This is a genomic window from Psychromonas sp. (genome assembly GCF_041586535.1).
Classification (GTDB): domain Bacteria; phylum Pseudomonadota; class Gammaproteobacteria; order Enterobacterales; family Psychromonadaceae; genus Psychromonas.
Genome location: NZ_JBFGZY010000045.1, coordinates 1 through 24,317, shown reverse-complemented (window position 1 = coordinate 24,317; position 24,317 = coordinate 1). Strand labels below are relative to the sequence as shown.

Below are 24,317 nucleotides of genomic sequence, written 5' to 3'. Positions count from 1 at the left end.
TCAAAAGAGAGTAATAGATCAAAAAGAGAGATCGGGGTCAATCGTTTTTTTATTTTTTTTCTAATATCTGAGAATTGTGAAACTCAGATCACTATTTTGTTCTGAATCTTAATAATTATTTAGGTGCGGAATGACAGATATTGCCATCCGGGTTCAAATTCTGCGGCCGGATATTTTCTCGCTAACGCGCCGGGCAGATACACCGAACCCAATCCATTCGCCAAATCTATGTCATGCGTTAGCAGACTTGTTTTAACCTGGAGTTTTAGCGGCTGCAATAACGTATTAGGCAATAAAGTCCTGCGCGATTTATCGCCTTTTGTTTCGCGTACGACAATGCAGTTCATAGCGAAGTCGATATCTTTTATACGTAATCGGGTTGTTTCAGAAATTCGCAGACCGCAGCCGTACATCATCTGTACGCATAGTTTATGTTTATCGGATAAATTATCAATAATTGCTTGTGCTTCCTGGTGAGTAAAAACGGTGGGCAGTTGTCTTGGTTTTACCGCATATTTAAATTTCAGTCCCTTGATCTCAATCTTCATAAATTCACGATACATAAAAATGATTGCATTAAGCGCGGTTTTTTGTGTGTTACTGGTGACTTGTCTGGATACCGACAGATGTTGAAGGAAAGCTTCAATCTCTGTATTACCCATTTTTTCCGGGTGTTTGTAATGGTGAAAACGAATAAAAAACAAAACCCAATAGCAGTAAGTTTTTTCCGTTTGATAAGAGTAATGGCGGCTGCGAATAAACATGCGCAATCGATCCATAAAACGATTCGAATTAGTTGATATTACTTCTCGTACATCGTACATAATAACCACCACACTGGAAAAAATAACACTGTTTTTATATTCAGTAAATATAGTCTGTTATTGTCAATAAAACGAGAAATTACGTCACTGTGCCTGTTTTGCTGGGAATCTGATAAAAGCGTCACTGCTAAGGTTATCAGGGAGGTTTTTTATTTTTCTTTATGAAATAAAGGGTTAGATCTGTTTTAAAAATATGTATATTTTCATGGTGATGCATTTGTCGATTCATGGTTTGTTGAAAATACTCATAATTTATTGAATCAATTTGATTTTTTGTTTATTGTTATGTTTTAAATAATTAAGATATACAACAGGACAATTGCGTCACTGTGACGTATATAAGCTGTTATGCGCCTCAAGGAGTATTACTATCCACTCAGAAAATATCCATATTAAACAGTTGTTCCCTTTAGTTACAAAGTCACTCAGTGAAGCTGTAACTGCAATGCAGCAGGGTAATACAACATATAAAGCAACGGCTATGGAACAATATGCTCAAAACATATTTTCAAGGGTCGCAGAAATAGATAATGCGTTTAAAAATTTATCTATTACGCTAGAGTATTTGAATAAAACCGATTATGTCGATTCTGAATATAACTTTTCAGAACACCATGCTTTCCACATCGAAAATTTTTTATTGAGATTAATAAGCATTATTGATCGTTCTCACCTTCTGGCGGGTTCGACGATGTTAATGGAAAACAATAAGATTGAACGATTAGGTGGTAACAAGAAGGTTTATAAAGAATTAACTGATTTTTCAGCCGCGTCAGCGGATATTTTGAGTAAGATGAGCGATGCTGTTGGAAGCCTCAGAGATACTCGTAATAAAGTCGCGCATCAATCTGGATATTCAAGTAAAAATCTAATGGTTTTACAGACAATTGAAAATGCCAAAATTGAGTCTGTCTGTGTAAAAGAAATCACAGATATCATGTCATACGATGAAATAAAGAATATTGTAATAGGTGAGGCAATCAAACCATTTACAGAGGTTGTTTTGACGATGGATGATTTAGTTAAAGACTTAATTGATAGCCTTTCATTCGTTTATAGCGGTTTACTAGAAAGCGCATAACAAGCTAATCAACTGGACGCATAACGGTTGTCATCGTTTTTGCAAAAGAAAAACATGGCAAAAACAACGCCAACCTACACGCCAGTTATTAGGGCGTTATGTGCTTATTCGAACATTGATAATTTCGCACTATAAAATACATAAAATTAACAAAAGAGGCTCTATATGCAAAGACCTAGAATAAATGAATGTACACGCTGTAATGGAACTGGCTATATTGGCAAGTGGAAACACATTGCTAATGGAATCTGTTTTGAATGTGAGGGTGTGAAAGGCTATGTCAGATCTTCACATAAGAAAATAGGGCGAGTAGTGGAAAATAAAGAGAAATATCGCCAAGAAATTATGGCTTCAATTGCTAGTGATGACTCTGTTCTTTCTGGACGTATCGACCTATTGAGTGAACCTGAAATTATGGATGGTATGGCGAGTCTAGCGGAAGAAGGTTTTGATGACGAAATTCTTGCTGATTACGCACATCAAATGTCAAAACGTTAAAACATGGGCTTCCCGTGTGTATATGTTCTTTATAGTGAAAAACTGAACTTGATTAAGATAGGTAATGCAAGTAGCGGCGCAGATAAAAGAGTGAGAGAGCTAAATAGCTCAGGTTACGGTGGAGCAAAGGATTGGCGACTAATGAAAGCGGTAGAAATAGATTATAACAAGCCGTATAAAGCGGAAAAAGCAAGCCATCGATTGCTCAAAAAAATAGGTTACCATAAGGTAGTTATGTATGTGCCAATAGGATCATCTACAAACAAGCTGCAGCCGGCATTAGAACTATTTACCTGTACAGTTGATCAAGCAATAAGAACAGTTACAGCAATGGTAAATAAGACAAACTTGTAAAGTAAGAATGTGAAAAACACTCAAAAATACTAAACAATCACTACTGCTCTAGAACATATCATAACTAATAGAGCTGTAAGTTTGGTCCTAGAGTAATAAACACATAACAAGTTAATCAACTGGACGTATTACGGTTGTCATCATTTTTGCAAAAGAAAAAACGCAAAAATAACACCAACCTACACGCCAGTTATTAAGGCGTTATGGCTCTAAGTTGCTAGCACACGAATATTCGGGGAATTATGGCTCTACAAGAAGTTATAGAAGCAAAATATAAGTATCAAAATGTTAGATACTCACACATACCAATGGAGCCTGCTGAATCAGTAACATTAACAGCAAATCCTTGGTCATTTATGCATGGGTATCTTCTGAAACGGATTTCTAATTCTGCTGGTAATAACAGAAAATGTTATACGAGAGCTAGGCATTTTGCTTCTTTAGCTGAAGATTTTTATAAAGCGGCAAAAGCAGTTGAAATGCCAACAAAGGGTACGCTTTACTATTATGGAATGATGAATCTTGTAAAAGCACTTCTTTCTGTTAATAAAGTGAAACTTGAAGATATCGTAGAACATCATGGTGTAACAAACACTCATGGTAAAAAACACTCTCTTACAATATCAGGAAAAATTAAAGGATGTACTAATGTATTTTTAGAGTTTTCTAAAATACTGGGAACTCCGGTAACAGGTAAACACGAATTAGCACTCCGTCATGTGTTGACATATATACCTGAATTAAGTGGAATTAGTAAAAACCTTGGTTTCTTAAAGAAAACAAAATACCTCCCTATAAATGTTAGGTTTTGCGTAAACGAAGCTGCAACATATTTAGTGACTGAAGTCGAATACCAAAAAGGCCTTGAAAATACCATAGATACAACAAAATTTTTAAAGGGTAGCCGTAAAGAGTATTTTTTAGATTCTTATAATAAAGACGGTAAAGTGATTCACCGAAGCATTAAAAGAAAAAGGGTCAATACTGATAATTGGCCAACAGTATATAAAAATGTATTAAAAGAATATTCAACTCTTGGACTTGCATCCATATTAACTCGTAACGGATATCGGTATTACTGCTGTATACAGGATGGAAATTACCATCATTTATGTAATTCTTATTTGCTAATGTTCTATCTGGGGCATTCAGCGAGGTATCGACCTAGTGAAATAGAAGAAATTATGCAAGGCGAGTTAAGGCCTATGGCAACAGAGGCTGTTGCCATACTACCAAGGCAATTTAAGTATCAAATAATTAGTATGATTACTGGTAAATTATGTGTAATACCGTTTTCAGAAATATGAATTCGGCAGCCATAACAAGTTAATCAACTGGACGTATTACGGTTGTTATCATTTTTGCAAAAGAAAAAAGCAAAAATAATACCAACCTACACGCCTGTTATTAAGGCGTTAAGTTTCTGAGCATAGCTCATCAATTTTTTCAGCTGAGTCGACAATATCATCAATTAATTTAGTTAATCGAGAAATACTGTCTGGGCAAAGTTTTTCTGTATCGATTTGAGAAATAGCGGCTCTAAGTGTAGCAGAAGAGTCTTCAAGTTTTTCAATTGGATTTTTTTCTACAATACTAATATTTGTTTCTGGAAAGAGTTTTCTTGGAAAACCAGTGTCAGGAAAGCCCATTGATTTATATTTAAAACCAGGAATTTGAGGTTTATTATCTATTAAGTCAGCAATTCTGCATATCCATGTTGAACTAGGGCCTATTTTTTTAAGTAAGAACCATATTATAATTATTATACTATAAAATTTATTTTTTTCTGATTGGCCTAAAGACAACAGGTTAAAGAAACCTTGACGAGGAATTAATATTGTTCGAGGGTTTCGGCGATTAGATAAACGAGAGTGATGTGCACAGCGATTTCTGATTCCATTTAAATTAATAAGCCAGTTATCGAGTTCTTTTCTGTTATCAAGACCTAATCGTTCACAGATCAAATCTTGATTACTACCTTTTAATATACTGTAAAATTTGGATAGAGCTCCAAAATCCCAAGCTTCAGCTGCAACCCAAATTGGAACTGGTTTACCTTTTTTCCGATGATCTTCAATGCTTTCTTCTTTACTTTCTCGAATTAGTCTATTTTGGCGTTCTAGCCAACTAGAATAACTTATTTTTGCATCAGCTTTGAAAGCATTTTTCGAGAATTGCTTTTTGTCTAGGTATGCTAGCGGACTTAATCGGCCAATTTCGTGGGCAATTATAGTTCTCAGGTATATTTCAATTCGTTCTAGTGCATTTGTAAGTTCAATCCGCAACATTTTATCAAACAGGTAAAATTCAAATATATTTTCAAAATATGTATTCTTTTGAAAAACATTTTCATGCTTGATCTTTCCATCAACATTTTTGAACTTTCGAGAGGTATGCCAGTAACCAGAAAGGCGGTAATAACCGACTTGAGTTAGCTTTCTTTGTGCTCGTAAAGGATCTTTTATTAACATTCCTCTATCTGTAAGTTGACAAATAAGTTCGTCATACTCACGAAAAGGTTTAACTTGAATGGTTTCTGTCATTTGATAAACTTTAGGCAAAAAAAAGGCCAATACGTCACTAATGCTAGATTAGGAGAGGAAGTGGCTCTGTTATTGATAAGTATATGCATATTAGTACCACTGTCAATAAAAACTTAACAAGGCAATCAAATCGGACGCATTACGGTTGTCGCGGTTTTTGTTAAAAACAAAAAGCCAGCAAAAACAGCGCCAACCTACGCGCCGTTTATTGCGGCGTTAGGCAAAAAAAAAGGGGAGGCATATGAGTTCAAAAAACCGTTAAGAGAATGCAGTTTTAAAGATATTGAAGAGCCTATTGCTAAAGCGATTTCAGAAGTGACAGGAACTGAAGTAAATGCCAGTATTCAAAATTTCAAAGTGGTTGAAGACAATATACCCGCTCTAAGTGAAAAAGATTCTTTTGAGCTTCAACTTTCTCTAAAAGTAGGGAAAAGCTACGAAGCTCCGTGGTAATTTTCTTCTTATGATTTTTTTGCATAAAACTAAAGGAACTTAGTTATGGCTCCCTACAAAAACTTAAGCGGCAGATCAGGTGTTTTGTCTTATGAGATTACTGGATATTCGATTCTTGTTGTATTTAAATCGGGTAGATTTCGGAATTACCTTTATAACAATCAGAGGCCTGGCGAGCAAGTCGTTAATAGAATGAAGCAACTAGCTGAGCAGGGGCATGGATTAAATTCCTATATATCCACAACAGTAAAAACTAGATTTTCTAGAAAGTGGTAATTTTGCCTAACAAGTCAAATCACTGGACGCATAACGGCTGTCGCAGTTTTTTGCTAAAAACCAAAAGCCGCAAAAACAGCGCCAACCTACGCGCCAGTGTTTGAGGCGTTAAATTACAGTGTAAAAGTTAATATCAATGAGGTTTTAAAATGGCTCTACTTATATTGTTTTTCCTAGTTTTGGTTTGGGGTTTTATCGCGAGGATAAAAGATGATGTCGTGGAACTAGGGCTTGTTGCGCCAGTTTTGGTTCTCATTGTGTCTACTATATATGGTTCATTTATTTGGTTGAAAACAGGTGCATGGGGCAGTTTTGACGTACTCACAGTATATTGTACATTGAATCAGCAGTGTTTCGATATTTATAGCTATAGTTCATTTATTGGCTTCGCAAATCTCAATAATTGGTATTTAGATACAAACGTTGCATGGACCGCTGCTTTAGTTCCAATGTTTGGAAATATGTTTTGTACTCTAGCACTTGATAACATTGAATTTATTAGTACATGTAAAAAAAATTCACTTCCTAGTAATAACCTAGATGAACACCATAAGTAAAGCTGTTTGGCATACAACAAAAGCGCTTTAGTAAAGTAATTTAACAAGTTGCTGCACGCGGACTCGATACAGTTGTCGCGGTTTTTGCTAAAAGAAAAAACGGCAAAAACAGCACCAACTTACTCGCCGGTGAGCAGGGCGTTATGTGTAAAAATCATCATAAATTGGGAGGGTATAAATGCTTAGCATGTTTATTGGGAGTATCGTTATTGCAATTGTATGTTACAAGGTTTGTTATAGTTTTGCTTTCGCTTCCGGATTTATGCTTCCGTTTATTATATTTTCAATTTTGAATGGAATTATTTATTTTGTGATAACACAAGATCAAACAGGTGCAAGTGGTTGGTTTTTTTATTTTATACAAATGCCAGTAGCTTTTGTTAGTTTTATCGCGTTAGTAGTAGGGGCAAATGCTCATGATTCAATTAATGAGAAATAAACTAGTACAAGTGGACGAACACATAACAAGACTTTTCAAGTCGGACAAAAAACAGTTGGCTTTGTTCGTGCCTCACAAATTGTAGCCAACTTTTTTTAGCCGCTTAAAATAGCGTTAGAGTTCAGGAGTTAGATTTGAAAAAGTTTCCTGCTAAGCATTGGGTATTTATTGTAGTTGTGATTATGGTTTATATTGTACCCAAACTACTATCGCATTCTGATTTTGTTAAATACTACGGCATAGATTCAAAAGCTATTGAATCTATCAGCATTACAAGTTTCTTAAATAAAGAACCCTCTGATTTTATTGAAATAGAAATTGCTAGTAATGAGCAATATAACTTTAAAGACTTAGTGTTATCTTGCGATTTTAAAGGTGAGAGTAATAGTTCTATAGAGGTTGCTGAGTATCCAACATATCAGGTGTTTGCTAATTTACCTTTATATCAATTTAGAGCAAAAATTGATTATCCAGTTCAAGCTTACTCAGTAAGTTGTCAAGCAATTAGTTTAGTTGTAATAGCTAAAAAATCCTGTTTTCAAGGGCTAAATGAAGATGGTGTTATGGTTGAAAAAGGTTGTGAAATGATGGATATTCGAGAGTAAAACTCTAACAAGGCAATTAAACGGAACTAAAACAGTTGGTTAGGTTTCGCTTCGCTACACATTATAACCCACTGCTTTAGTCCGCTTATTGCGGCGTTATGTTTTCACATGGATGGAGTTATAAATTATGAATCCTTTCATATTGGTTATTGTAATAATAACTTTACTCACGACTGTAATGGCTTGCTTTTTTAAAGCTCGCTATGTTGTTATTGCGTATATCATAGGAAATATTCTCTTTTTTAATTACTTATCTAACGGTGGTCAAGCTGGAGGCTACTTTGTTTTATTCAGTCAACTACCTGCTTTAATCACATCTATTATTGGGGTTATTATTGTGAAAATAATTAAAGCAACAAAAAAAGAAGAGAGTAATTCTGATAATTAATAAAACATAACAAGGCATTCAAACGGAAAATTTACAGTTGGCTGTTTTTCGTTCCTCAAACATTATAGCCAACTATAATTTTCCGCTTAATGTGGCGTTAAATAACCAGAATTAGAATGGAGTCTTTAGAATATATGAATGGAAAAATAAGTCAGTGGAAAGATGACAAAGGCTTTGGTTTTATAACCTCTGATGATGGTCAAAAAGTCTTTTTTCATATTTCTAGTTTAACTACAAAAAGTAGAAGACCAGAAGTCGGTGATTGTGTTGTTTTTACATCAAAAACTGACGCCCAAAATAGGCTAAAAGCAACAAGCGTTGCAATTGAAGGTTTAGCTAAAACTCCAAAATATCAGAACAGTAACAATGTAGAGCCTAAAACAAAAAATGCTTTTGATTACTTTCTAATTATCATTTTATTATTTTCTATAGCTGCAGTCGCAAAGTCATACTTGGATTCAAATAACTTAGAGCAATCAGCTATTTTTGGAATTCCAGCCGTGATTGCTTTCATATTATTAGGGCGCCAAAAGAAACCAAAAAACAGCGCATTTAATTGTAGTAAATGTCAAAAAAGTGAACGCTATGATTCGAGGACTATTAGTGCTTGGAATAGTGGCTTTACACGTTTGTATTGTAATCCTTGCCATGTTCAATGGTTACGAAATAATCCTAGACAGCAAGAAACCTACTCTTCAAAAAAAGGTGGTGGTTGCCTGGGCACAGTAACCTTGATGTTGGGAACCGCTTTATTTGGTGGCTACACGGTAATTGATTGGCTAGTGCAAACGGTTATTTAACAAGCACATTAAGTCGGAACAAAAACAGTGTGCCATGTTTCGTTCCTCAACAATTTTGGCTCACAATTTTTGTCCGCTCATGTGGGCGTTATGTTGCTTTAGGTCTGTGGTTAATAATTTGGCATTCAATGATAGGAATATGGCATATATGGCATTTACAGAGTCGGAAAGAAAAGAATTCGAGCATTTGGTTTCTGAGATTATTGAAAGCCGAAGAGAGCAAGCCACTAATAACGGTTTTGATTTAGGCTACAAATTTAGCAATCAAAGTATTGAGTTGTTCGAGATCCATCCTAGTTCCCATAACGAACAAGGTTTTTTTAACTTTTCGGTTGCAAAGCTCACATATGTTAGGACTAAGGATATATGGAAGATCTCCTGGATGAGAGGTAGCTTAAAGTGGCAAGGCTATAGGAGATGCCCTGAGACAAAGACATTTAATGAGGCATTATTTGTTGTAAATGAAGATGCAGACGAAGTTTTTTGGAAGTTATCATCAGCAACATAACAAGTTAATCAACTGGACGTATTACGGTTGTCATCATTTTTGCAAAAGAAAAAGCTGCAAAAATAACACCAACCTACACGCCAGTTATTAAGGCGTTATAAGTCACAAGGAGTCAGTATGGAACATGAACCGTTCAAAATATATTATCGAGTATGCTTATTTTTGGTATTTTTGCCTTGCCTGCCGCTATCACTTATTCTTGTATATAGAATGTATAAAATATTTATAGAAAAACAACCTGCAATATTTCCTGATTGTGAAAATGTTGGTATTAAAATCGGAAAATTTCTACTTTTGTGTAGTAAATTATTTCTATTCTTATTTGTTGTAGTGTTAATCGGTACAATTATATTAGCCTCAACATCATCTGGTGGAGACTTGTCTGGTGTACCTGCAGGACTAGCACTTCTTTTAGCTATTGTATCTGCTTTTATTGCCATAATTTTTATTGAATTGTCTCAAATTAATTATCGTAAATTAAATTCAATGAAATCAACAGGTAACTCATAACAAGTTAATCAACTGGACGTATTACGGTTGTTATCATTTTTGCAAAAGAAAAAGCGCAAAAACAATACCAACCTACACGCCAGTTATTAAGGCGTTATACAACTCAGGGTGATAGTGTGGAATTTTTTGAAAAAAATGTTTTTGAATTCTTAAATCATAATGAGAAGAAAGTCTTAGTTATCAAAGGAAAGTGGGGTGTTGGTAAGACATTCACATGGGCTAAAATTGTAGAAAAATATGGCAAAGATTTAAGTTTATCTAATTATTCTTACGTATCTTTATTTGGTCTTGAGGAATTAAAGGAGTTACAGTCAGGTATTTTTTATAATGCTCACCCTCTAAATACGGGTACAAAGTCATCTACAGTAAAAGCAAATTTAAAAAAAGTTAGCAAGATAGCAAAGCATATTCCACAAATATCAAAATACACTACAGCAATGTCTGCTATTGAGAGTTCGCTAATTAACGATTATTTAATATGTATAGATGATCTAGAACGAAAATCTTCAAAATTGTCTATGTCTAATTTGCTTGGCTTCGTATCTAATCTTTCTGAAACAAGTAACTGTAAAATTGTATTGATTTTCAATGATGACACTTTATCTGATAGTGACAAAAAAGAAATAGATAAGTACCGCGAAAAGGTAATTGACCTAGAGCTAGAATACTCGCCTAATTCTGAAAGCAATATTGATATAGAATTTAAGGAACATCCATGTAGAGGCTTAATATGTGATATTTTCAAACCAGAAGCTCTTAATAATATTAGAATTATTAAGCACATAAAGTGGAATATTGATGGTCTGATCTCATATATTCAGAACTCAGAAAGTGCTGTTAAGCATGATTTGCTATCTACGATAGCCATACTGACATACGTACACCATGAACCGAGTATTGAAATCAGAGCGAATGAAATAGATAGAGTATTTACTTTCTTAATTGAAAAGCCAGAAGAAGACAAGAAGCTTCAAAAAAGAATTTCTGCGCTTGGTTATATGTACTACGCAGATCATGAAGCTGAAATAGTAAATTATATAGAGGATGGTTGGCTTAATGAGCAAAGATTCACTGACAGTATCGTTAAGCTTAATGAAAGGCAAAAAAAAGATAATATATCATCCAAATTAACTGATATATGGGGCTTTTATAATAATAATTTTATATCTACTGGTGATGAAGTTATTAAAGGACTTAAGGGCTTTTTAAATGATCACATGGAGTCGATCTCTATTAGAGAGTTACAGCCAATATTAGAAACTTTACAAGAGATAGAGGATAGTTTTGATAGAGCTGAGTGGGTTGATAAATTCGTCAAATTGCAGTTACAAAATGATAATGCGTCACTACTGAAACAATTAAAAGGTATGACTGAAACTGATGAATTATTAGAAGAAATCAATAAAAGGGAAGTAGGTCTTCATCAACATTTGTCGATATATACAGTTTTAAAAGAAATAGTAAAAAATCGAGGTTGGAATCCTGAAGATGAACAATTTCTGGGGAATCATAGTGCAGAAGAAATTTATGACTTTTTGGTTAATGATACGAACGAAGATTTAATGCAAATTGTTCGAGAAGGAATGAGGATATTTCGTAATGCTGATGGTGATGAACCGAGGTATATATTTGGTCGAAATTTAAATGATGCTCTTATCAAAATATCAAAGAGAAGCAAAATTGATCGATATAGAATCAGTCATTTCTTTGGTGTCGATTTGCCAAAGTAACGTCGTATAACAAGCCCTTTAAAACGGAACAAAAACAGTTGGCTACGTTTCGCTCCGCTCCACAATTATAGCCAAAAATTTTTGTCCGCTTAAGCGGGCGTTAGAAGCTAATTCGGGCAATGCTAAACTAACACTGCCCTCAATTTATTACTTGTTGTTTGGGTTCTTCTGTTGCCCTTTGTTACCGTGAACTTTAGCGTACTGCTCATTCACGCCTTCTTGACCTTTATTTGCATTTTTCTGATTTGCATGGTTGTTCTGTGGTGTAATTTTCTTAGTCATGGTAATACCTCTGATATATATGATTAAATAGATGAACTCATTGGGTATCCACCCCTTTGAGTTCATATGCACTTTACTCCACAGTGTGGGGACATCTGGGGACATAATGGATAATTTTTTAAATGTAACAAATAAGCAACGAGAAATTAAACAGATACTTAAGCAAGTTGGGTGGAGTCAAAGGCAGTTTTCTGGGAAATATAGCATCGATGAAAGTGACCGTGATATTGAAGAATATGAGATAAATAAATTCCAAGAATCCTTTAAAAAACAACTAAACAGAAAGACAACGAAACTTGAAACTCTAGACAAGTATATTTCCTATTTAAAGAATACCTGTGAGTATAAAAAACTGATAAATTCTGAAGAAACTGAAGAATTTATTCCCTTAACAGGGCTTTTTGAAGATTACAAAATAATTTTAAATGAAGAGCATGACACAACGTACCGAAAAGTTTTAGAAGTTGCTGCTGCTTATGCCTTAGCTATAGGTTCTGCTTGGGACTTTAATATTGTCCCATTAGAGAAAGATGAATTTCAAAGTAGTTTTCTAGTTATCTGGGAAGGCGATGTAGGTCATAATCATGGCTCTGGTACTTGGGGACCTGCAATGTGTAAAGTAGTTACTAGTCATTTTGGTTATTATTTTGTCAGCTCAGGAGATCATTACTTTGAAACAAGTCTGAGGTGTATTTCAGAAGTTGTCGGTTACTCTAATAACGAATTAATTCTTATTGGATATAAGTATGGTGATAATGATGCCAATAACTATCCGTCTTTAAAGCATAAAGTTCGCATGGTAGAAGACAATGAAGATAAATGGGCTGTAATAGACTGCGAGTATATCGGAGATCGCTTCTAACAAGGCACTTAAACGGAACAAAAACAGTTGGTTACGTTTCGCTTCGCTACACATTATAACCAACTATTTTTGTCCGCTTAGTGCGGCGTTATACGCAAGGATCAGCATGAGATTATCAATTCTATTTTTTGTACTGGCGGGTTTAAGTATTCATGTTTCGGCAAGCAACGTAAAAAGTATCCATGTTGAAAGAAGAGATATTGGTGAGACTCTTGGTAAATTTGTCCTTCCAGTTGCAATCAAGGGCAAAGGTTATATTTCAAAGGAAGTGTGGCGCAGCCCGAAAGGAATAAGCTGTACAGTTTCGTTATTCGAGCACAGTAGCCAAGACAAAGGAACATTTGAGTGTGTATCGCTAGAACGGTATAAGGCTCAAGTAGTATTGGATTGCTCGGCTAATTCCAGTCCTGAAAGTGCAGTATATCTATTTTTCGGTAAAGTTAGCAGCGAGGGTGAAGTGGGTAACTTTTATGTTTGGTGTGAGTAAAGCGTATAACAAGTTGCTCAAGCATCGTTCCGGCGCAAAAGACGCGCCTCCACTGGACAGTCAAACCGCTGGTTTTTCTGCATTCGCTTCGCTCATTGTTGCACAAAAAAAACATCAATTTGCCTGCCGCTTAGCAAGGCGTTAGCTGTACATGCAGGTTGTATCGTTATTTATCAATTAGGAGAAGTTCTTTGAGCGGTTTAGATAAATTAATTGCAAATGAAACTATCAAGTCCGATGAACTTCAAAGAATCGAAGACGAGAAAAGAGCTCACACAGCTTCTTTACACAACAGATGTTATGAACTTAATATTAAATTGAGTTATCGAGAAAGTGATGAGCAATTAATATCAAAAATAAAGCGTGCCGAGTATAAACTAAAGAACCCTAAAAATGAGTGTTATGTTGTTTTTTCGGTAGTTCCTAAAAGTATGGTTTACCCTGTTTCAATCAAGGTTGGAATAACTCAATATTTGTCGAGTTATTGTAAATCTATCGAAGAGATGGAAAATGGCTTTATTATTCATTATTACCGATTTGAAAGTAAGCAAGATACTTCTGCAATGCAGTCAAGTGTATTTAAAAGTATGGAAAGAAAGCGTTTAGGTCAATATGGTTCTTCCCAACATAGAATCACTATTTCAGCTTTAACTGATGGCTCGATGACTCCTATCATCGATGATAGTGAATATACTGTTGAAGAGATTGAATCTAAAGTTAAAGATCTTAATAAAGTGTCAAAATACAGCTAACAAGCTGCTCCACTTGACGCTTTAGTCTCGGCACGGTTTTTGAAAAAACACTCAAAAACAGCGCCAACCCTAAGCGCCAGTGAGCAGGGCGTTATGAGCATTAGGAGTTATGAGATGACGGTCGTTCACAAGTGTAAAAACATGGATTCAGCGGAAGCATGGATTGAGAATGATGAAGGTGAGTGGCTGTTAAACATCAATCGTGCTGCAACTGAACAGGACTTAGAGGAGAACCATTACCTTGAAGAAATTGGGCAAACTATTCAGCATGTTGCCATAAATGTCTTGTTTTGCCCCTATTGTGGTCAAAAACTAAATGAAGCCCAGGGTGATTTAGTTCCTTCATTTCGGCACAATGATTTTTCAAAGTGGTAAGGAGTGTGGCTCATAACTATCTGCTCAACCTTGCTGATTAAAATCAACGAGAAGATCGTTGTTTTCAATCACACACGCCAACTATTGGTCACTTGCACTCATGCATTTTTCCTGCGCAATTTTTGTTCATTAAATTAAGTGGAATGGTATAAGATATTAATAAGGGCGGTAAGTGTTAAGCGAAATGAATTTTTGAATACCTTCTTGTTTTCCTGCCGAGTATTCAAAGTCCTTCGCCTTTGACTAAAAAGCAATTTGATAATAACGTTATAGCATATCTGTTGAACTGTTCGAGAAACTGGCAGTGCGCTTGCACAGCAAGTTTAATGACAAGGTTTCTTTCCGGAGGAGACACAATGCATATTGAAGTGATTGCTATTGATCATATTGTACTAAGAACAACTAAGATGGCTGAGATGCTCTATTTTTATTGCCAGGTACTCGGTTGCTCTGTTGAGCGGGAAACGCCAAAAGAAACTGGACTGGTACAATTGAGAGCGGGTAGTGCATTAATTGATTTAGTTTTAGTTGATAGTGAACTTGGGCGCCTTGGTGGCGGGGCGGCAACTAAAACTGAAAACAATCTTGATCATTTCTGTTTGCAGATAAAATCGATGCCGGAAGAGGAGATCTGTCAGTATTTATCAAGTTTCGCTATTACTGTACCACCTTTTTCGCGCCGGTATGGCGCGCAGGGCTTTGGTAATTCTGTCTATATTCAGGATCCGGAGGGTAATACCGTCGAGCTTAAAAAACAAATTTGAACTGTTTTATTCTCCTAACTCTTTTTAATAAACTAACGAATGAGAGGTTAATATGGAAATGCAAAATCACCCTTTATCATCTTTGTTTGATCAGCTGGGGCTGGACAGTACTGACTCTGAAATAGAGCGTTTTATCAAAAAAAATGCCCCGCTAAGAGCAGGTGTAAAGCTTCATGAAGCCGATTTTTGGAATACAGCACAGTCGAATTTTTTAAAGCAGGCGAAAGAGGAAGATGCTGATTGGGCTGAAATAGTTGACCAGTTAGACGCCATGCTGCGCTCTTGACATCTAAGTCTAATTTTTGTGTACGTAATAACCTGTGTTCGAGGTATCATGGGTATAAAATTGTTGTACAAGATTTGAACGAAGCACATGATTGATACTGCCGGCAAAGTGTGGGACTGTTTTTCTAAAGTTAACTGCTTTACCCGATTGATGGTATTGTTAGCAGATGACCCGAAAAATTTCCTCAATCACTACAGTTAGCGGAGCGTCAAATTAGATGAGAACTGCAGCAAAATCGATTAAAGCACAACAAGCGCTGTTAATGCTTTCAACCTTACAAAATAACTTTATGCAAAGGCTACAGTCTATCAGTGAACGGGTCGGTCAGCGTGCGGAATTTAAAAGTATTGAATGGTTGCGGGATGCAGGTGAGCATGGTGGAGGGCTTAGATTTGAAGCCAGTGAAGGCAGTATTTTTAATCGTGCATCAATAAATGTTTCCCAAGTGCAGTATGAAAACAGAGCAGATAAGTCATTTTCCTCTGCAACAGCGCTCTCTACCATTATCCATCCAAGTCATCCTTTAGCACCCTCTGTTCACCTGCATATTAGTTGGACAGAATTGAAAAATAAGCGCAGTTATTGGCGTTTAATGGCAGACTTAAATCCATCAATAGCGGTTCAGAAAGACACTGAAAAATTTGATTTGTGCTTAAAAGCAGCAAGCGGAGAATATTATCAGCAGGGCGCTATTTCAGGAGATGAGTATTTTTATATCCCTGCTCTGCAATGCTCCCGCGGTGTCAGCCATTTTTACCTGGAAGGTTTTAACCCTGAAAATATCAATACCGACGACTTTGCAAAGCAGTTTGGTGGCTCGGTTATACAATGTTATAGCGAGATATTGCAGAATAAATTGTTAAGTTGCCAACCACCAACTAGTAACCAGCAGCAATCTCAACTAGATTACCACACATTGTATTTTTACCAGGTATTAACTCTGGATAAAGGCACAACCGCAGGATTGTTAGTACACAATCAGAATGATATCGGCACGCTGGGATCGTTACCTGCACATATCAACCGGGAGTTACTGGCAAGCTGGGTCGATAAAACGCCTGCACCGCAGGATAAATTGATTATCAGACTGTTAAAAACCCTACCAAAACAGGGGATATGTCTTATTTCCGGAGCAGTAAAAATGCAGATAGCAGAGCAAATTAGAGAGCATTATAAGCAGTTTCCACTTAATAAAAAAAGATAAGTGCAGCGAGTGTGGAAGGTGAATAAAGCGCAATAATCAGCAGGATTGAGATTCTCTACCCATGTTACTTCAAAATGCTTTGTCAGGCACGAGCTCGGAGACCAGATCAAGGCGCAACATGAGGTAATGGTCATTCTCTTTTCGAGTGTTGCAACGCAGCGCTGGTTTTCGAGCCCGCGCCCCGTAGGGCAAGGCAACTTGTACCAATCTGCGTTGTTATAAAATCTCTATGTAGAATAACTATACTTCAATTTTATGCCTGGCATCTCGGTACAATTTACCTTGCTGACTTTGCATCTTGAAGTATCATGGGTATATTATATGTTTTTAAACATCACTTCTAAACGCAGGGTAAAAGTGAGCTCTTTTTTTTGTTCCTGATATGCGTCTTTCGGCCAGTTTATTTCAGGAATAAGCTCATAAAAAAACCAATCCCGGAGAATATTATGGCGGTAGGTTACACCCAGGTGAGTATTATTAATATAATAATAAGGTTTATTATTTGCGGTGATACCGGCCTGGTAACTGAGCGCTTGTGTAGGGGAGATATAATGATACAGGGTAACACCTGAGCCAAATTCAAACCCCTCTAAATGTGTTTCTAATTTGGCAAAATTTGACCAGCGGAATAAAAACCTCTCATTTAATGAATGGTCAAAATCAATGTGAGTCGCTTCACCCGTTACATTTTCTTTTTGATAAACTCTTTGCGTGAATCGCCACGAAGTATCACTACTGAAAGGGTAGACATAGTGATAACGTGCTTCCAAACTGGGGTGAATGGTCGCTTTTATGATAAAGGTGCTGCGGTCCTTTACCGACACATCGTAGCTCAGGCCTAATGCATTCTTGGGCTGATCATTTTTACGATTGGAAAAAATTCCCTCTTCGCTATCTTCACTATCGGATTCAAAAACAAGTTTTAATTTTTTAGTCACTTTCGGTAAATAAAGGCGAGCCCTTAGATTCGGGACAAATGATAAACCTTCACCCTCTAGCCAGATAAAGTCATTATACCAGCGTACCATAGTGCCTGCGCGTGCATCTTTTGTGGTTCTTTGATCGGCAAAGAAATCGTCAAACCACAGTGCCGGCTGACAAAATTTAGTATTAAGGTAATGGTAGGTATTATCGACCAGGCTTTCCTGTTTACTCTTACTAACGCAAAGATCCTCCGCTTCTTCAGCAATCAGGAAGTGAGAATAAAAAGATAAAAAAATTGTGCTGATTAACCTTTTATACAAGTGATCCTTCACCTATTTTGCTTATATCAAATCCATTAAATCCCTGCGCCTGAACAAAAAGGGGCATTTCAGATAACAAGGCCGTCGGCAGGTTAAAGCTAAGTATAACCTGCTATCAGAACAGCCTTTATAGCTTATTAAAAATTATTCTGTTTCATCGTCTTGCTGTTGATCTAATTCTTCAATCGCAGCAAGGCGTTTTTTTTCATATAAAGCCGCTGCGGCAATTTTTTCTGCTTCCGCTTTGGCTGCTAATTGATTACGAAGAACGCGTTTATCTGCTTTACGTTTTGTTGCTATTTGCTGGTTTGCCAGAAATTCAGCTAAGGTATCTTTTGCCCATATTTGTGCTGACTCTTCACTATCAAAACCTTTTTTTTGCTTTGATACACTGGTTCTGCGCGCGGTAACACGGCGTGTAATTTCCGCATGCCATTTATCGCCATCTTGTGTAATGCGGTAAGCAAATTTATTTTGTTGTGCCATTGGTATTTTTTTCCTAGTGCTTAATTAAATATTTATTTTTCTGTTTATTTAGATAGCTACTTAAACTTATCAATCTTAGAAAAATAAACAGTACTGTGCGACTTTAACATGAAAGAACAATTATCATCAGCTTTAATTTCGAGGCTTTTTACCTTTCAGAGACGGCCAGATAAATGGCGCTGAATTTTCAGCCTTTTTTGCTGACTCCTCCCTCTGTCGGGTAATATTTTTTCTGATTAATAAAGTACTGGCCGGGTGATTACTACAAAAAGTTTTCAGGTAAAGGACCTCTGTTTTGCTGCGCGCCCAAGGCGTTTTTCTGAGAAATTTTAAACTGGATTTAAGGCTGGGTTTATCCAAAAAGCAGCGGATGTTAAGTAATTCACCCATCTTATTCCAGCCTAACTTAGCTTCAAGCTCTGTCAATATCTGCTCGAGTTTAACGCCATGGAGAGGATCATTTTTATGCATTGTATATCCGTAATGAAAAAATTATTGTGAAAGAAAGTTTTTATTTGGCCGTAAAACACCGTTCTTCAGGGCGGTGGTATAAGGCATTGAGCGCGAAGCGCACATGTTGCTTGTGGAAATATAATATCAATCCCCATACGTGGCTTTGCTCAATTTCCGTGTTGGTGATTTTAGCTATAATTGTTGTATTGCTTAAAAGTCAGGTTTTGAAACATGGATAATATCACCTTCACTGCCATCCAAGATAACATTAAAAACCTTTCATATGTTGCGTTAAAGCGGCTCAAACATCTGCTCGATGACCTCGCATGTTCGGCGTGCTCCTGTCCGTTTCATAAAGTATCTATGACAGCTTTATCTGTACGTTGATGAATGTATATCATTTTCGTATAGAGCAGCAGCTTGCAGGAGGAAGGCAGGTGGGGGAATTGCTGTGGATTTAGGTTGTGTGACTCACTAAATGTAAGCTGGGAAAAGTCAATATTTGCTCTGACCACGACTGTATTGAGAAACAGGGAAATTAAAATGAAAATATTAAAGCAAACTAAAAGCAAAAGATTAACCCTACTTGCAGGATTATTTGTCGGCATTAGTCTGTTCATGTTATTTAAAATGACTCAAAAGAACCCGGCACATGATACGTCGGTTATTTTAGCGCCAATATTAACCGTGATAGAAGTCAGAGCTGTTAATTTCAGACTGGAAGCGCAAGGATTTGGCGTTTCCCGTCCGGCAGAAAGTTGGCATGCCGTTGCTAATGTGTCCGGACGGGTGCTGACAACACATCCGGGGCTTAAAAGTGGTGTGATTTTGCCGGCAGGTACAGAATTGCTGGCCATTGATCCGAGTCGTTACGAACTGACAATTGCTGAAGCGAAAGCCGATCTGGCGTCTTTAACTGCCGAGTTGACACAACTGCAGACAGAGAAATCAAATGCACTCGCTTTACTGAATTTAGCGCACGAACAACTTACCTTGTCTGAACAGGAGTTATCACGTTTCGAGAAACTGGTCAGCAGTGATTCAGTCTCGATATCGGGTCGGGATGAAAAGTTACGTGCAACCGTCGCTCAACGCCAGGAGCTGCAGTCTCTGGAAAATCAGTTAGCAGTGATGCCGATGCGTCAAAGCAGTTTAAAAGCCAAGCAACTGCGTGCAGAGGCCAAACTGAAACAAGCACAACAAGATCTTGCTGATACCCACTTTATTGCACCCTATGCAGTAAGAATTAGCAAAGTTGAAGTTGAGAAGCATCAGCATATCAGCTCCGGTCAACAGCTGTTCAGTGCAGATAATATAGAAAAAGCAGAAGTAGAAGCGCAAATACCGCTTACTGAGCTGCGTCGACTGATGGCTGTTGTATCTATGCCGCTTGAGTCATCGCAACATACTGCGGATATTAGCGAGCGCTTTAATTTTGAGCAAATAGATGGGGAGGTAAGGCTGGTCGGTTCAGAAAGCACAACCTGGCCTGCTAATATCACTCGGATAGCTAGTGGTTTGACACCTCGTACTCGTAGCGGACGCGTTGTTGTCAATATCGATGAACCTTATCGTGATGTTAAATTACCGGACAAACCAGCCCTGCAATCCGATATGTATTTGCGAGTTTTGCTGTCAGTGTTAAATCCACAGCCCTTGCTGGTTGTACCTGCATCCTCTGTGCATCAAGGGGAAGTTTATCTGGTCGGAGAAGATAATCGTTTACTGCGTCGCCCTGTTGTAGTGAGTTTCGAGCAGCAAGATTTGGCGGTGATCTCTTCGGGTTTGAAAGCGGGTGATCATATTATTGTTGATGATATTCCTATGGCGATTAACGGGATGCGCATATCTCAACAACGCGATAAAGGTTTGGAAAACAGACTTAAATCCGATGCATCAGGAGAGTCATTATGATCAGATGGTTTGCTGCGCATCCAACGGCATCTAACCTGCTTTTAATTTTGCTGTTAGCTGCAGGGGTATTTGTTACGCCGTCACTTAAGCGGGAAACATTTCCAGCGTACCTGCCTGTCGAGGTGGGAATAGAAGTTATTTATCGGGGAGCTAGTGCTGCCGATGTTGAAGATGCGATATGCGGTCGAATTTATGACTCGCTTAATGGCATTGATTATCTGCAGGAGGTGATCTGCAGCGCACAAGATAATATAGCAAGCACAGTCGTAACCATGGAGTCTGGCGGAGATGCTATTCGCTTTATAAGTGATATAGATACTGAAATTAGCGCCATTTCAGATATGCCTTCCAGAGCAGAGCGGCCGGTTATTCGCCAACTGCACCGTAGTGACTTAGTTGCCGCTGTCGCGATCAACGGGGATCTTCCACTCCGCCAACTTGAAGATTATGCCTTGTTATTAGAAGACCGCCTAATGGCATTGCCTGGTGTTGCCGATGTTGTTGTACAGGGGATGTCTCAGCGTCAGTGGCAAATTGAGATATCTCGTGATGTGTTGGCGCAATATAACCTTTCAGTCAGGAACCTATCTTCTCTGCTCGCGCGTCAAAATATTGATATGCCATTGGGCACTCTGGAAACCCGGGATCGTGATATCCAATTGCGCTTCACCGAGCAGCGCCGCTCAATAACTGAGCTTGCTGATTTGGTGGTGGTTTCTTCTGCGGATCGTGGCGGAGAAATTAGCTTGGGCGATATTGCAACGTTGACTGAAGTTGGAGAGAAGCCGGAAGTTAAAGTGCTAGTAAACGGGCAACGCGCATTAGTGCTGGAAGTCAGTAAATCCTTAAGTGACGATGCGCTGGATGTGATGAACGGCTTAACTGACTTGGTTGATAAAGAACGTCAACGACTTGAGAATATTCAGCTCTCTATCACTCAGGATATGACCAGCATTATTAGTGATCGTTTAAAAATGTTAGTAAAAAATGGGATCATGGGGCTGATTCTGGTTGTATTGATCATGAGCCTGTTTTTCCGGCCTCGACTTGCACTATGGGCTGTATTAGGTCTGCCCAGCGCTTTTATGGGAGCATTTATCGTCATGAACCTGACCGAGTTATCATTGAATATGATCACTATGGTCGCATTACTGATGGCAATTGGTATCGTGATGGATGATGCGATTGTGATCGCCGATAATATTGTCGTCAACAGCCTATCGGGCAGCACTCCCTTGGAGGTCGTCAGCAAGGGCGCACTGCAGGTATTACCCGGAGTACTGTCATCCTTCCTGACAACCGTTGCTGTCTTCTTGCCACTCTCTTTTCTTGCCGGGGAGCTGGGGGCCGTACTGGAAGTTTTGCCTGTTGTATTGATAGCGGCGCTGGCGGCAAGTTTAATTGAAGCCTTTTTCATTCTCCCGTATCACCTGAAAGGCCGTATTAAAGATATACAGCAAGGTGGTTCATCTTTGTTTCGTCACTATATCGATACCCGTTTCACATCGTTTCAGGAAAAAGTGGGGCGGACAGCAGATAAAGTCATCGCATCACGTTATGCCGCTTTAGCCGTCGTGTTTATTATCCTTTTAGGATCGCTTGGTTATATGGCTGGTGGACATATAAACAGAGAAGCGATGCCGGATATGGATGGTGATACCTTAGAAGCACGGATCTTGATGCCTCAAGGAACACCACTGCTACGTACAGAGTCGGTAGCTAAAAAAGTAGAAGCTGCTATATGGAAAATCAATGCGCAACAACCATTAGTGGAGCAAGGCGGTGAAGCATTAGTAAAAATGACTCAAGTTCGTTTTAACTACAATCCCAGCGCACATGAAACAGGGGCGCATATTGCAACTGTTATGGTGGATCTGTTAAGTGCTGAACTGCGTGATATGACGCTTGATGAATTAAGTGTACTTTGGCTGCAGGAGATAGGTGAGATACCCGGCTTAACAAGTTTATTGATCCAGGAGCCCGGATTTGGACCATCGGGTATTCCCATTGAGATCCGTCTGCAGGGAGGCGAGTTGGCTGAATTAAAACAGGGGGCAGAAGAATTATCTGCCTATTTGCAGGGCTATCAGGCTGTTTATAATGTGCTTGACGATCTTCGTCCCGGCAAACCGCAAAGGATATTTGAGATTGCTGATGGTGCACTTAGTTTGGGACTGACTGCGGAAGATGTTGCTACTCAGCTTCGTGCCGCCTTTTTAGGGGATATCGCGGATACACAACGCATTGGTCTTCAGGATGTGGATCTTCTGGTGAGGCAGGCGAGCAGGGAGCGCTCAAGTTTAGATGATCTCACCAGGCAAACTATTTTGTTACCCGATGGACGACAAATACCGTTAGAAGTGTTAGTTAAAGCGAGTGTTCAACGGGGCTGGGCAAAGATTTCCCGTATTAATGGCAGAAGAACAGTAACAGTTCAGGCAAATGTAGATGCTCGGATTGCCAGCGCACAACTCATTGTCGATGACCTGACCCGCAATTGGTTGCAGGATTTTAATAAACGTTATCCTGATATAGATGTTTCCATTGAGGGACAAGTGGCCAATTCTGCTGAAACAGGAGCCTCTATCGCCAGAGGTTTGTTAATCGGTTTGCTTGGCATATTTGTGATCCTTGCATTTCAATTTGGCAGCTACACACAAGCCATTGTTGTTATGTTCTCTATTCCACTTGCGTTTATTGGCGCAATGTGGGGGCATGTATTGATGGGATGGTATGTTTCTATGCCGTCATTAATTGGTGCTGCATCATTGGCCGGTATCGTGGTGAACAATGCGATCCTGTTGATTCAGTTTATAAACAAGCACCGGGCGCAAGGGCAATCTGCGGTTGCCGCCGCCGGTCAAGCCTGCCGGGATAGATTACGGGCGATTTTAATTTCATCAACTACCACCATCGCAGGTTTATTGCCTTTACTTGCTGAAACAAGTACCCAATCTGCGTCAATAAAACCACTGACAATATCAGTTGTTTTTGGGTTGCTTGCTGCAACGGTACTGGTTTTATTTGTTATTCCTGCTCTTTATGTCATCTTTGATGATCTTGGTTGGATAGATTCCAAGAATAATCATTATGCATAATAAAACCTGAGCAGTTTTCGCCGTCAAAAATATCTCTTAACATTCGACGGGGCGGGCAGGCTTTAATTGATAATAAAGTGCTCTGCTGACGAATTGCTAATACCAGCAGAAATATACCCAGTATTATCTAAGGTTATGATCACCTTCGTGATTCTGGTTAATTTACAATCACTTGAACTGTTTTATCGGTTAAATCAGCATTAAACCCTTGTGTACCATCAAAAATTCTATAGAATACGCCGCACTTGCTTAGAACGACTTAAGTAAACGCCCGGATGGTGGAATCGGTAGACACAAGGGATTTAAAATCCCTCGCCTTATGGGTGTGCGAGTTCAAGTCTCGCTCCGGGCACCAATTCAAATAAAAAAAGCAGCTTTTAAAGCTGCTTTTTTTATGCCTGCTATTTATCCATTTAGATGAAAAACACCGTCATTCATGGCGGTGATGAAAATCATTGATGCGAAGCATTAACGTTACTTAGGTCTATTTTGTTGCTCGATATAAGTCGTCAGGGCATCTAGCGCAGCACCGCCACATGATCCG

27 protein-coding genes and 1 tRNA gene are annotated in these 24,317 nt (G+C 38.2%); 22 read left to right on the top strand and 6 right to left on the bottom strand.

Translation table 11 applies throughout. The features are described from left to right. Positions 1–119: 119 nt before the first annotated feature. A complete protein-coding gene (locus ABZA00_RS06985) occupies positions 120–779 on the bottom strand; it encodes a phage integrase N-terminal SAM-like domain-containing protein (RefSeq protein WP_372881433.1) in 660 nt (219 codons plus the stop codon). 490 nt (positions 780–1,269) lie between these two features. Here ABZA00_RS06985 and ABZA00_RS06980 point away from each other — a divergent pair, with 490 nt between their 5' ends. From ABZA00_RS06980 to ABZA00_RS06965, 4 genes are all read left to right on the top strand, one after another. Beyond that, the gene (locus ABZA00_RS06980) at positions 1,270–1,905 is read left to right on the top strand and encodes a Cthe_2314 family HEPN domain-containing protein (RefSeq protein WP_372881432.1); all 636 of its coding nucleotides are present in this window, start codon (positions 1,270–1,272) and stop codon (positions 1,903–1,905) included. A 165-nt stretch (positions 1,906–2,070) separates the two neighbouring features. Beyond that, on the top strand, positions 2,071–2,403 hold the full coding sequence (locus ABZA00_RS06975; protein WP_372881431.1) for a hypothetical protein: 333 nt from the start codon (positions 2,071–2,073) through the stop codon (positions 2,401–2,403). Between the two features lie 3 nt (positions 2,404–2,406). Further along, positions 2,407–2,757, top strand: coding sequence for a GIY-YIG nuclease family protein (locus ABZA00_RS06970; RefSeq protein WP_372881430.1), 351 nt, complete (start codon positions 2,407–2,409; stop codon positions 2,755–2,757). A gap of 242 nt (positions 2,758–2,999) precedes the next feature. After that, on the top strand, positions 3,000–4,064 hold the full coding sequence (locus tag ABZA00_RS06965; RefSeq protein WP_372881429.1) for a YaaC family protein: 1,065 nt from the start codon (positions 3,000–3,002) through the stop codon (positions 4,062–4,064). A gap of 108 nt (positions 4,065–4,172) precedes the next feature. Here the strand turns inward: ABZA00_RS06965 and ABZA00_RS06960 are convergent, their stop codons facing one another. Continuing rightward, positions 4,173–5,300, bottom strand: coding sequence for an Abi family protein (locus ABZA00_RS06960; RefSeq protein ID WP_372881428.1), 1,128 nt, complete (start codon positions 5,298–5,300; stop codon positions 4,173–4,175). Between the two features lie 878 nt (positions 5,301–6,178). Between ABZA00_RS06960 and ABZA00_RS06955 the strand changes: the two genes are divergently transcribed. The 8 genes from ABZA00_RS06955 to ABZA00_RS06920 all read left to right on the top strand — a co-directional run bounded on the left by ABZA00_RS06955 (position 6,179) and on the right by ABZA00_RS06920 (position 11,566). Further along, positions 6,179–6,586 carry a hypothetical protein gene (locus ABZA00_RS06955; RefSeq protein ID WP_372881427.1) on the top strand — a complete coding sequence of 136 codons (408 nt, stop codon included), beginning with the start codon at positions 6,179–6,181 and terminating at the stop codon, positions 6,584–6,586. A gap of 178 nt (positions 6,587–6,764) precedes the next feature. Beyond that, the gene (locus ABZA00_RS06950; RefSeq protein ID WP_372881426.1) at positions 6,765–7,025 is read left to right on the top strand and encodes a hypothetical protein; all 261 of its coding nucleotides are present in this window, start codon (positions 6,765–6,767) and stop codon (positions 7,023–7,025) included. Between the two features lie 134 nt (positions 7,026–7,159). Next, a complete protein-coding gene (locus ABZA00_RS06945) occupies positions 7,160–7,630 on the top strand; it encodes a hypothetical protein (protein ID WP_372881425.1) in 471 nt (156 codons plus the stop codon). A gap of 127 nt (positions 7,631–7,757) precedes the next feature. Further along, entirely contained in the window at positions 7,758–8,018 is a 261-nt protein-coding gene (locus tag ABZA00_RS06940; RefSeq protein WP_372881424.1) for a hypothetical protein, read from the top strand. A gap of 116 nt (positions 8,019–8,134) precedes the next feature. Next, positions 8,135–8,818, top strand: a complete 684-nt coding sequence (locus ABZA00_RS06935) for a cold shock domain-containing protein (protein ID WP_372881423.1) — start codon at positions 8,135–8,137, stop codon at positions 8,816–8,818. A gap of 148 nt (positions 8,819–8,966) precedes the next feature. Beyond that, positions 8,967–9,326, top strand: a complete 360-nt coding sequence (locus ABZA00_RS06930; RefSeq protein ID WP_372881422.1) for a DUF3024 domain-containing protein — start codon at positions 8,967–8,969, stop codon at positions 9,324–9,326. A gap of 117 nt (positions 9,327–9,443) precedes the next feature. Next, positions 9,444–9,836 carry a hypothetical protein gene (locus ABZA00_RS06925; protein WP_372881421.1) on the top strand — a complete coding sequence of 131 codons (393 nt, stop codon included), beginning with the start codon at positions 9,444–9,446 and terminating at the stop codon, positions 9,834–9,836. A 116-nt stretch (positions 9,837–9,952) separates the two neighbouring features. Then, complete coding sequence (locus ABZA00_RS06920; protein WP_372881420.1) at positions 9,953–11,566, top strand: P-loop NTPase fold protein; 1,614 nt, start codon at positions 9,953–9,955, stop codon at positions 11,564–11,566. 147 nt (positions 11,567–11,713) lie between these two features. Here ABZA00_RS06920 and ABZA00_RS06915 read toward each other — a convergent pair whose 3' ends face one another. Further along, positions 11,714–11,848 (bottom strand): hypothetical protein, encoded by a 135-nt coding sequence (locus ABZA00_RS06915; protein WP_372881419.1) that lies wholly within the window; start codon positions 11,846–11,848, stop codon positions 11,714–11,716. A gap of 106 nt (positions 11,849–11,954) precedes the next feature. Here ABZA00_RS06915 and ABZA00_RS06910 point away from each other — a divergent pair, with 106 nt between their 5' ends. The 7 genes from ABZA00_RS06910 (at position 11,955) to ABZA00_RS06880 (ending at position 16,578) form a co-directional block, all read left to right on the top strand. Continuing rightward, a complete protein-coding gene (locus tag ABZA00_RS06910) occupies positions 11,955–12,710 on the top strand; it encodes a hypothetical protein (protein ID WP_372881418.1) in 756 nt (251 codons plus the stop codon). A gap of 106 nt (positions 12,711–12,816) precedes the next feature. Continuing rightward, positions 12,817–13,197 carry a hypothetical protein gene (locus ABZA00_RS06905; protein ID WP_372881417.1) on the top strand — a complete coding sequence of 127 codons (381 nt, stop codon included), beginning with the start codon at positions 12,817–12,819 and terminating at the stop codon, positions 13,195–13,197. A 191-nt stretch (positions 13,198–13,388) separates the two neighbouring features. Continuing rightward, complete coding sequence (locus tag ABZA00_RS06900) at positions 13,389–13,949, top strand: hypothetical protein (RefSeq protein ID WP_372881416.1); 561 nt, start codon at positions 13,389–13,391, stop codon at positions 13,947–13,949. 114 nt (positions 13,950–14,063) lie between these two features. Then, a complete protein-coding gene (locus ABZA00_RS06895; protein WP_372881415.1) occupies positions 14,064–14,324 on the top strand; it encodes a hypothetical protein in 261 nt (86 codons plus the stop codon). 356 nt (positions 14,325–14,680) lie between these two features. Next, positions 14,681–15,088, top strand: a complete 408-nt coding sequence (locus tag ABZA00_RS06890) for a VOC family protein (protein WP_372881414.1) — start codon at positions 14,681–14,683, stop codon at positions 15,086–15,088. Positions 15,089–15,140: 52 nt separating this feature from the next. Then, positions 15,141–15,374, top strand: a complete 234-nt coding sequence (locus ABZA00_RS06885; protein WP_372881413.1) for a DUF2789 domain-containing protein — start codon at positions 15,141–15,143, stop codon at positions 15,372–15,374. Positions 15,375–15,591: 217 nt separating this feature from the next. Further along, positions 15,592–16,578: a coproporphyrinogen III oxidase gene (locus ABZA00_RS06880; protein ID WP_372881412.1), complete on the top strand. Its 987-nt coding sequence runs from the start codon at positions 15,592–15,594 to the stop codon at positions 16,576–16,578. 317 nt (positions 16,579–16,895) lie between these two features. Here ABZA00_RS06880 and ABZA00_RS06875 read toward each other — a convergent pair whose 3' ends face one another. The 3 genes from ABZA00_RS06875 to ABZA00_RS06865 all read right to left on the bottom strand — a co-directional run bounded on the left by ABZA00_RS06875 (position 16,896) and on the right by ABZA00_RS06865 (position 18,779). After that, positions 16,896–17,822 carry a hypothetical protein gene (locus ABZA00_RS06875; protein WP_372881411.1) on the bottom strand — a complete coding sequence of 309 codons (927 nt, stop codon included), beginning with the start codon at positions 17,820–17,822 and terminating at the stop codon, positions 16,896–16,898. A gap of 144 nt (positions 17,823–17,966) precedes the next feature. Continuing rightward, positions 17,967–18,308 (bottom strand): DUF3622 domain-containing protein, encoded by a 342-nt coding sequence (locus tag ABZA00_RS06870; RefSeq protein WP_372881410.1) that lies wholly within the window; start codon positions 18,306–18,308, stop codon positions 17,967–17,969. Positions 18,309–18,440: 132 nt separating this feature from the next. Continuing rightward, positions 18,441–18,779 carry a VF530 family DNA-binding protein gene (locus ABZA00_RS06865; protein ID WP_372881409.1) on the bottom strand — a complete coding sequence of 113 codons (339 nt, stop codon included), beginning with the start codon at positions 18,777–18,779 and terminating at the stop codon, positions 18,441–18,443. A 525-nt stretch (positions 18,780–19,304) separates the two neighbouring features. On the opposite strand from ABZA00_RS06865, the gene ABZA00_RS06860 reads away from it, so the two are divergent. From ABZA00_RS06860 to ABZA00_RS06850, 3 genes are all read left to right on the top strand, one after another. Beyond that, positions 19,305–20,675, top strand: coding sequence for an efflux RND transporter periplasmic adaptor subunit (locus ABZA00_RS06860; RefSeq protein WP_372881408.1), 1,371 nt, complete (start codon positions 19,305–19,307; stop codon positions 20,673–20,675). Further along, complete coding sequence (locus ABZA00_RS06855) at positions 20,672–23,773, top strand: efflux RND transporter permease subunit (protein ID WP_372881407.1); 3,102 nt, start codon at positions 20,672–20,674, stop codon at positions 23,771–23,773. The genes ABZA00_RS06860 and ABZA00_RS06855 overlap by 4 nt, the downstream gene beginning before the upstream one ends. Positions 23,774–24,042: 269 nt before the next feature. Then, positions 24,043–24,128, top strand: a tRNA-Leu gene (locus ABZA00_RS06850). The last annotated feature ends 189 nt before the right edge of the window (positions 24,129–24,317 follow it).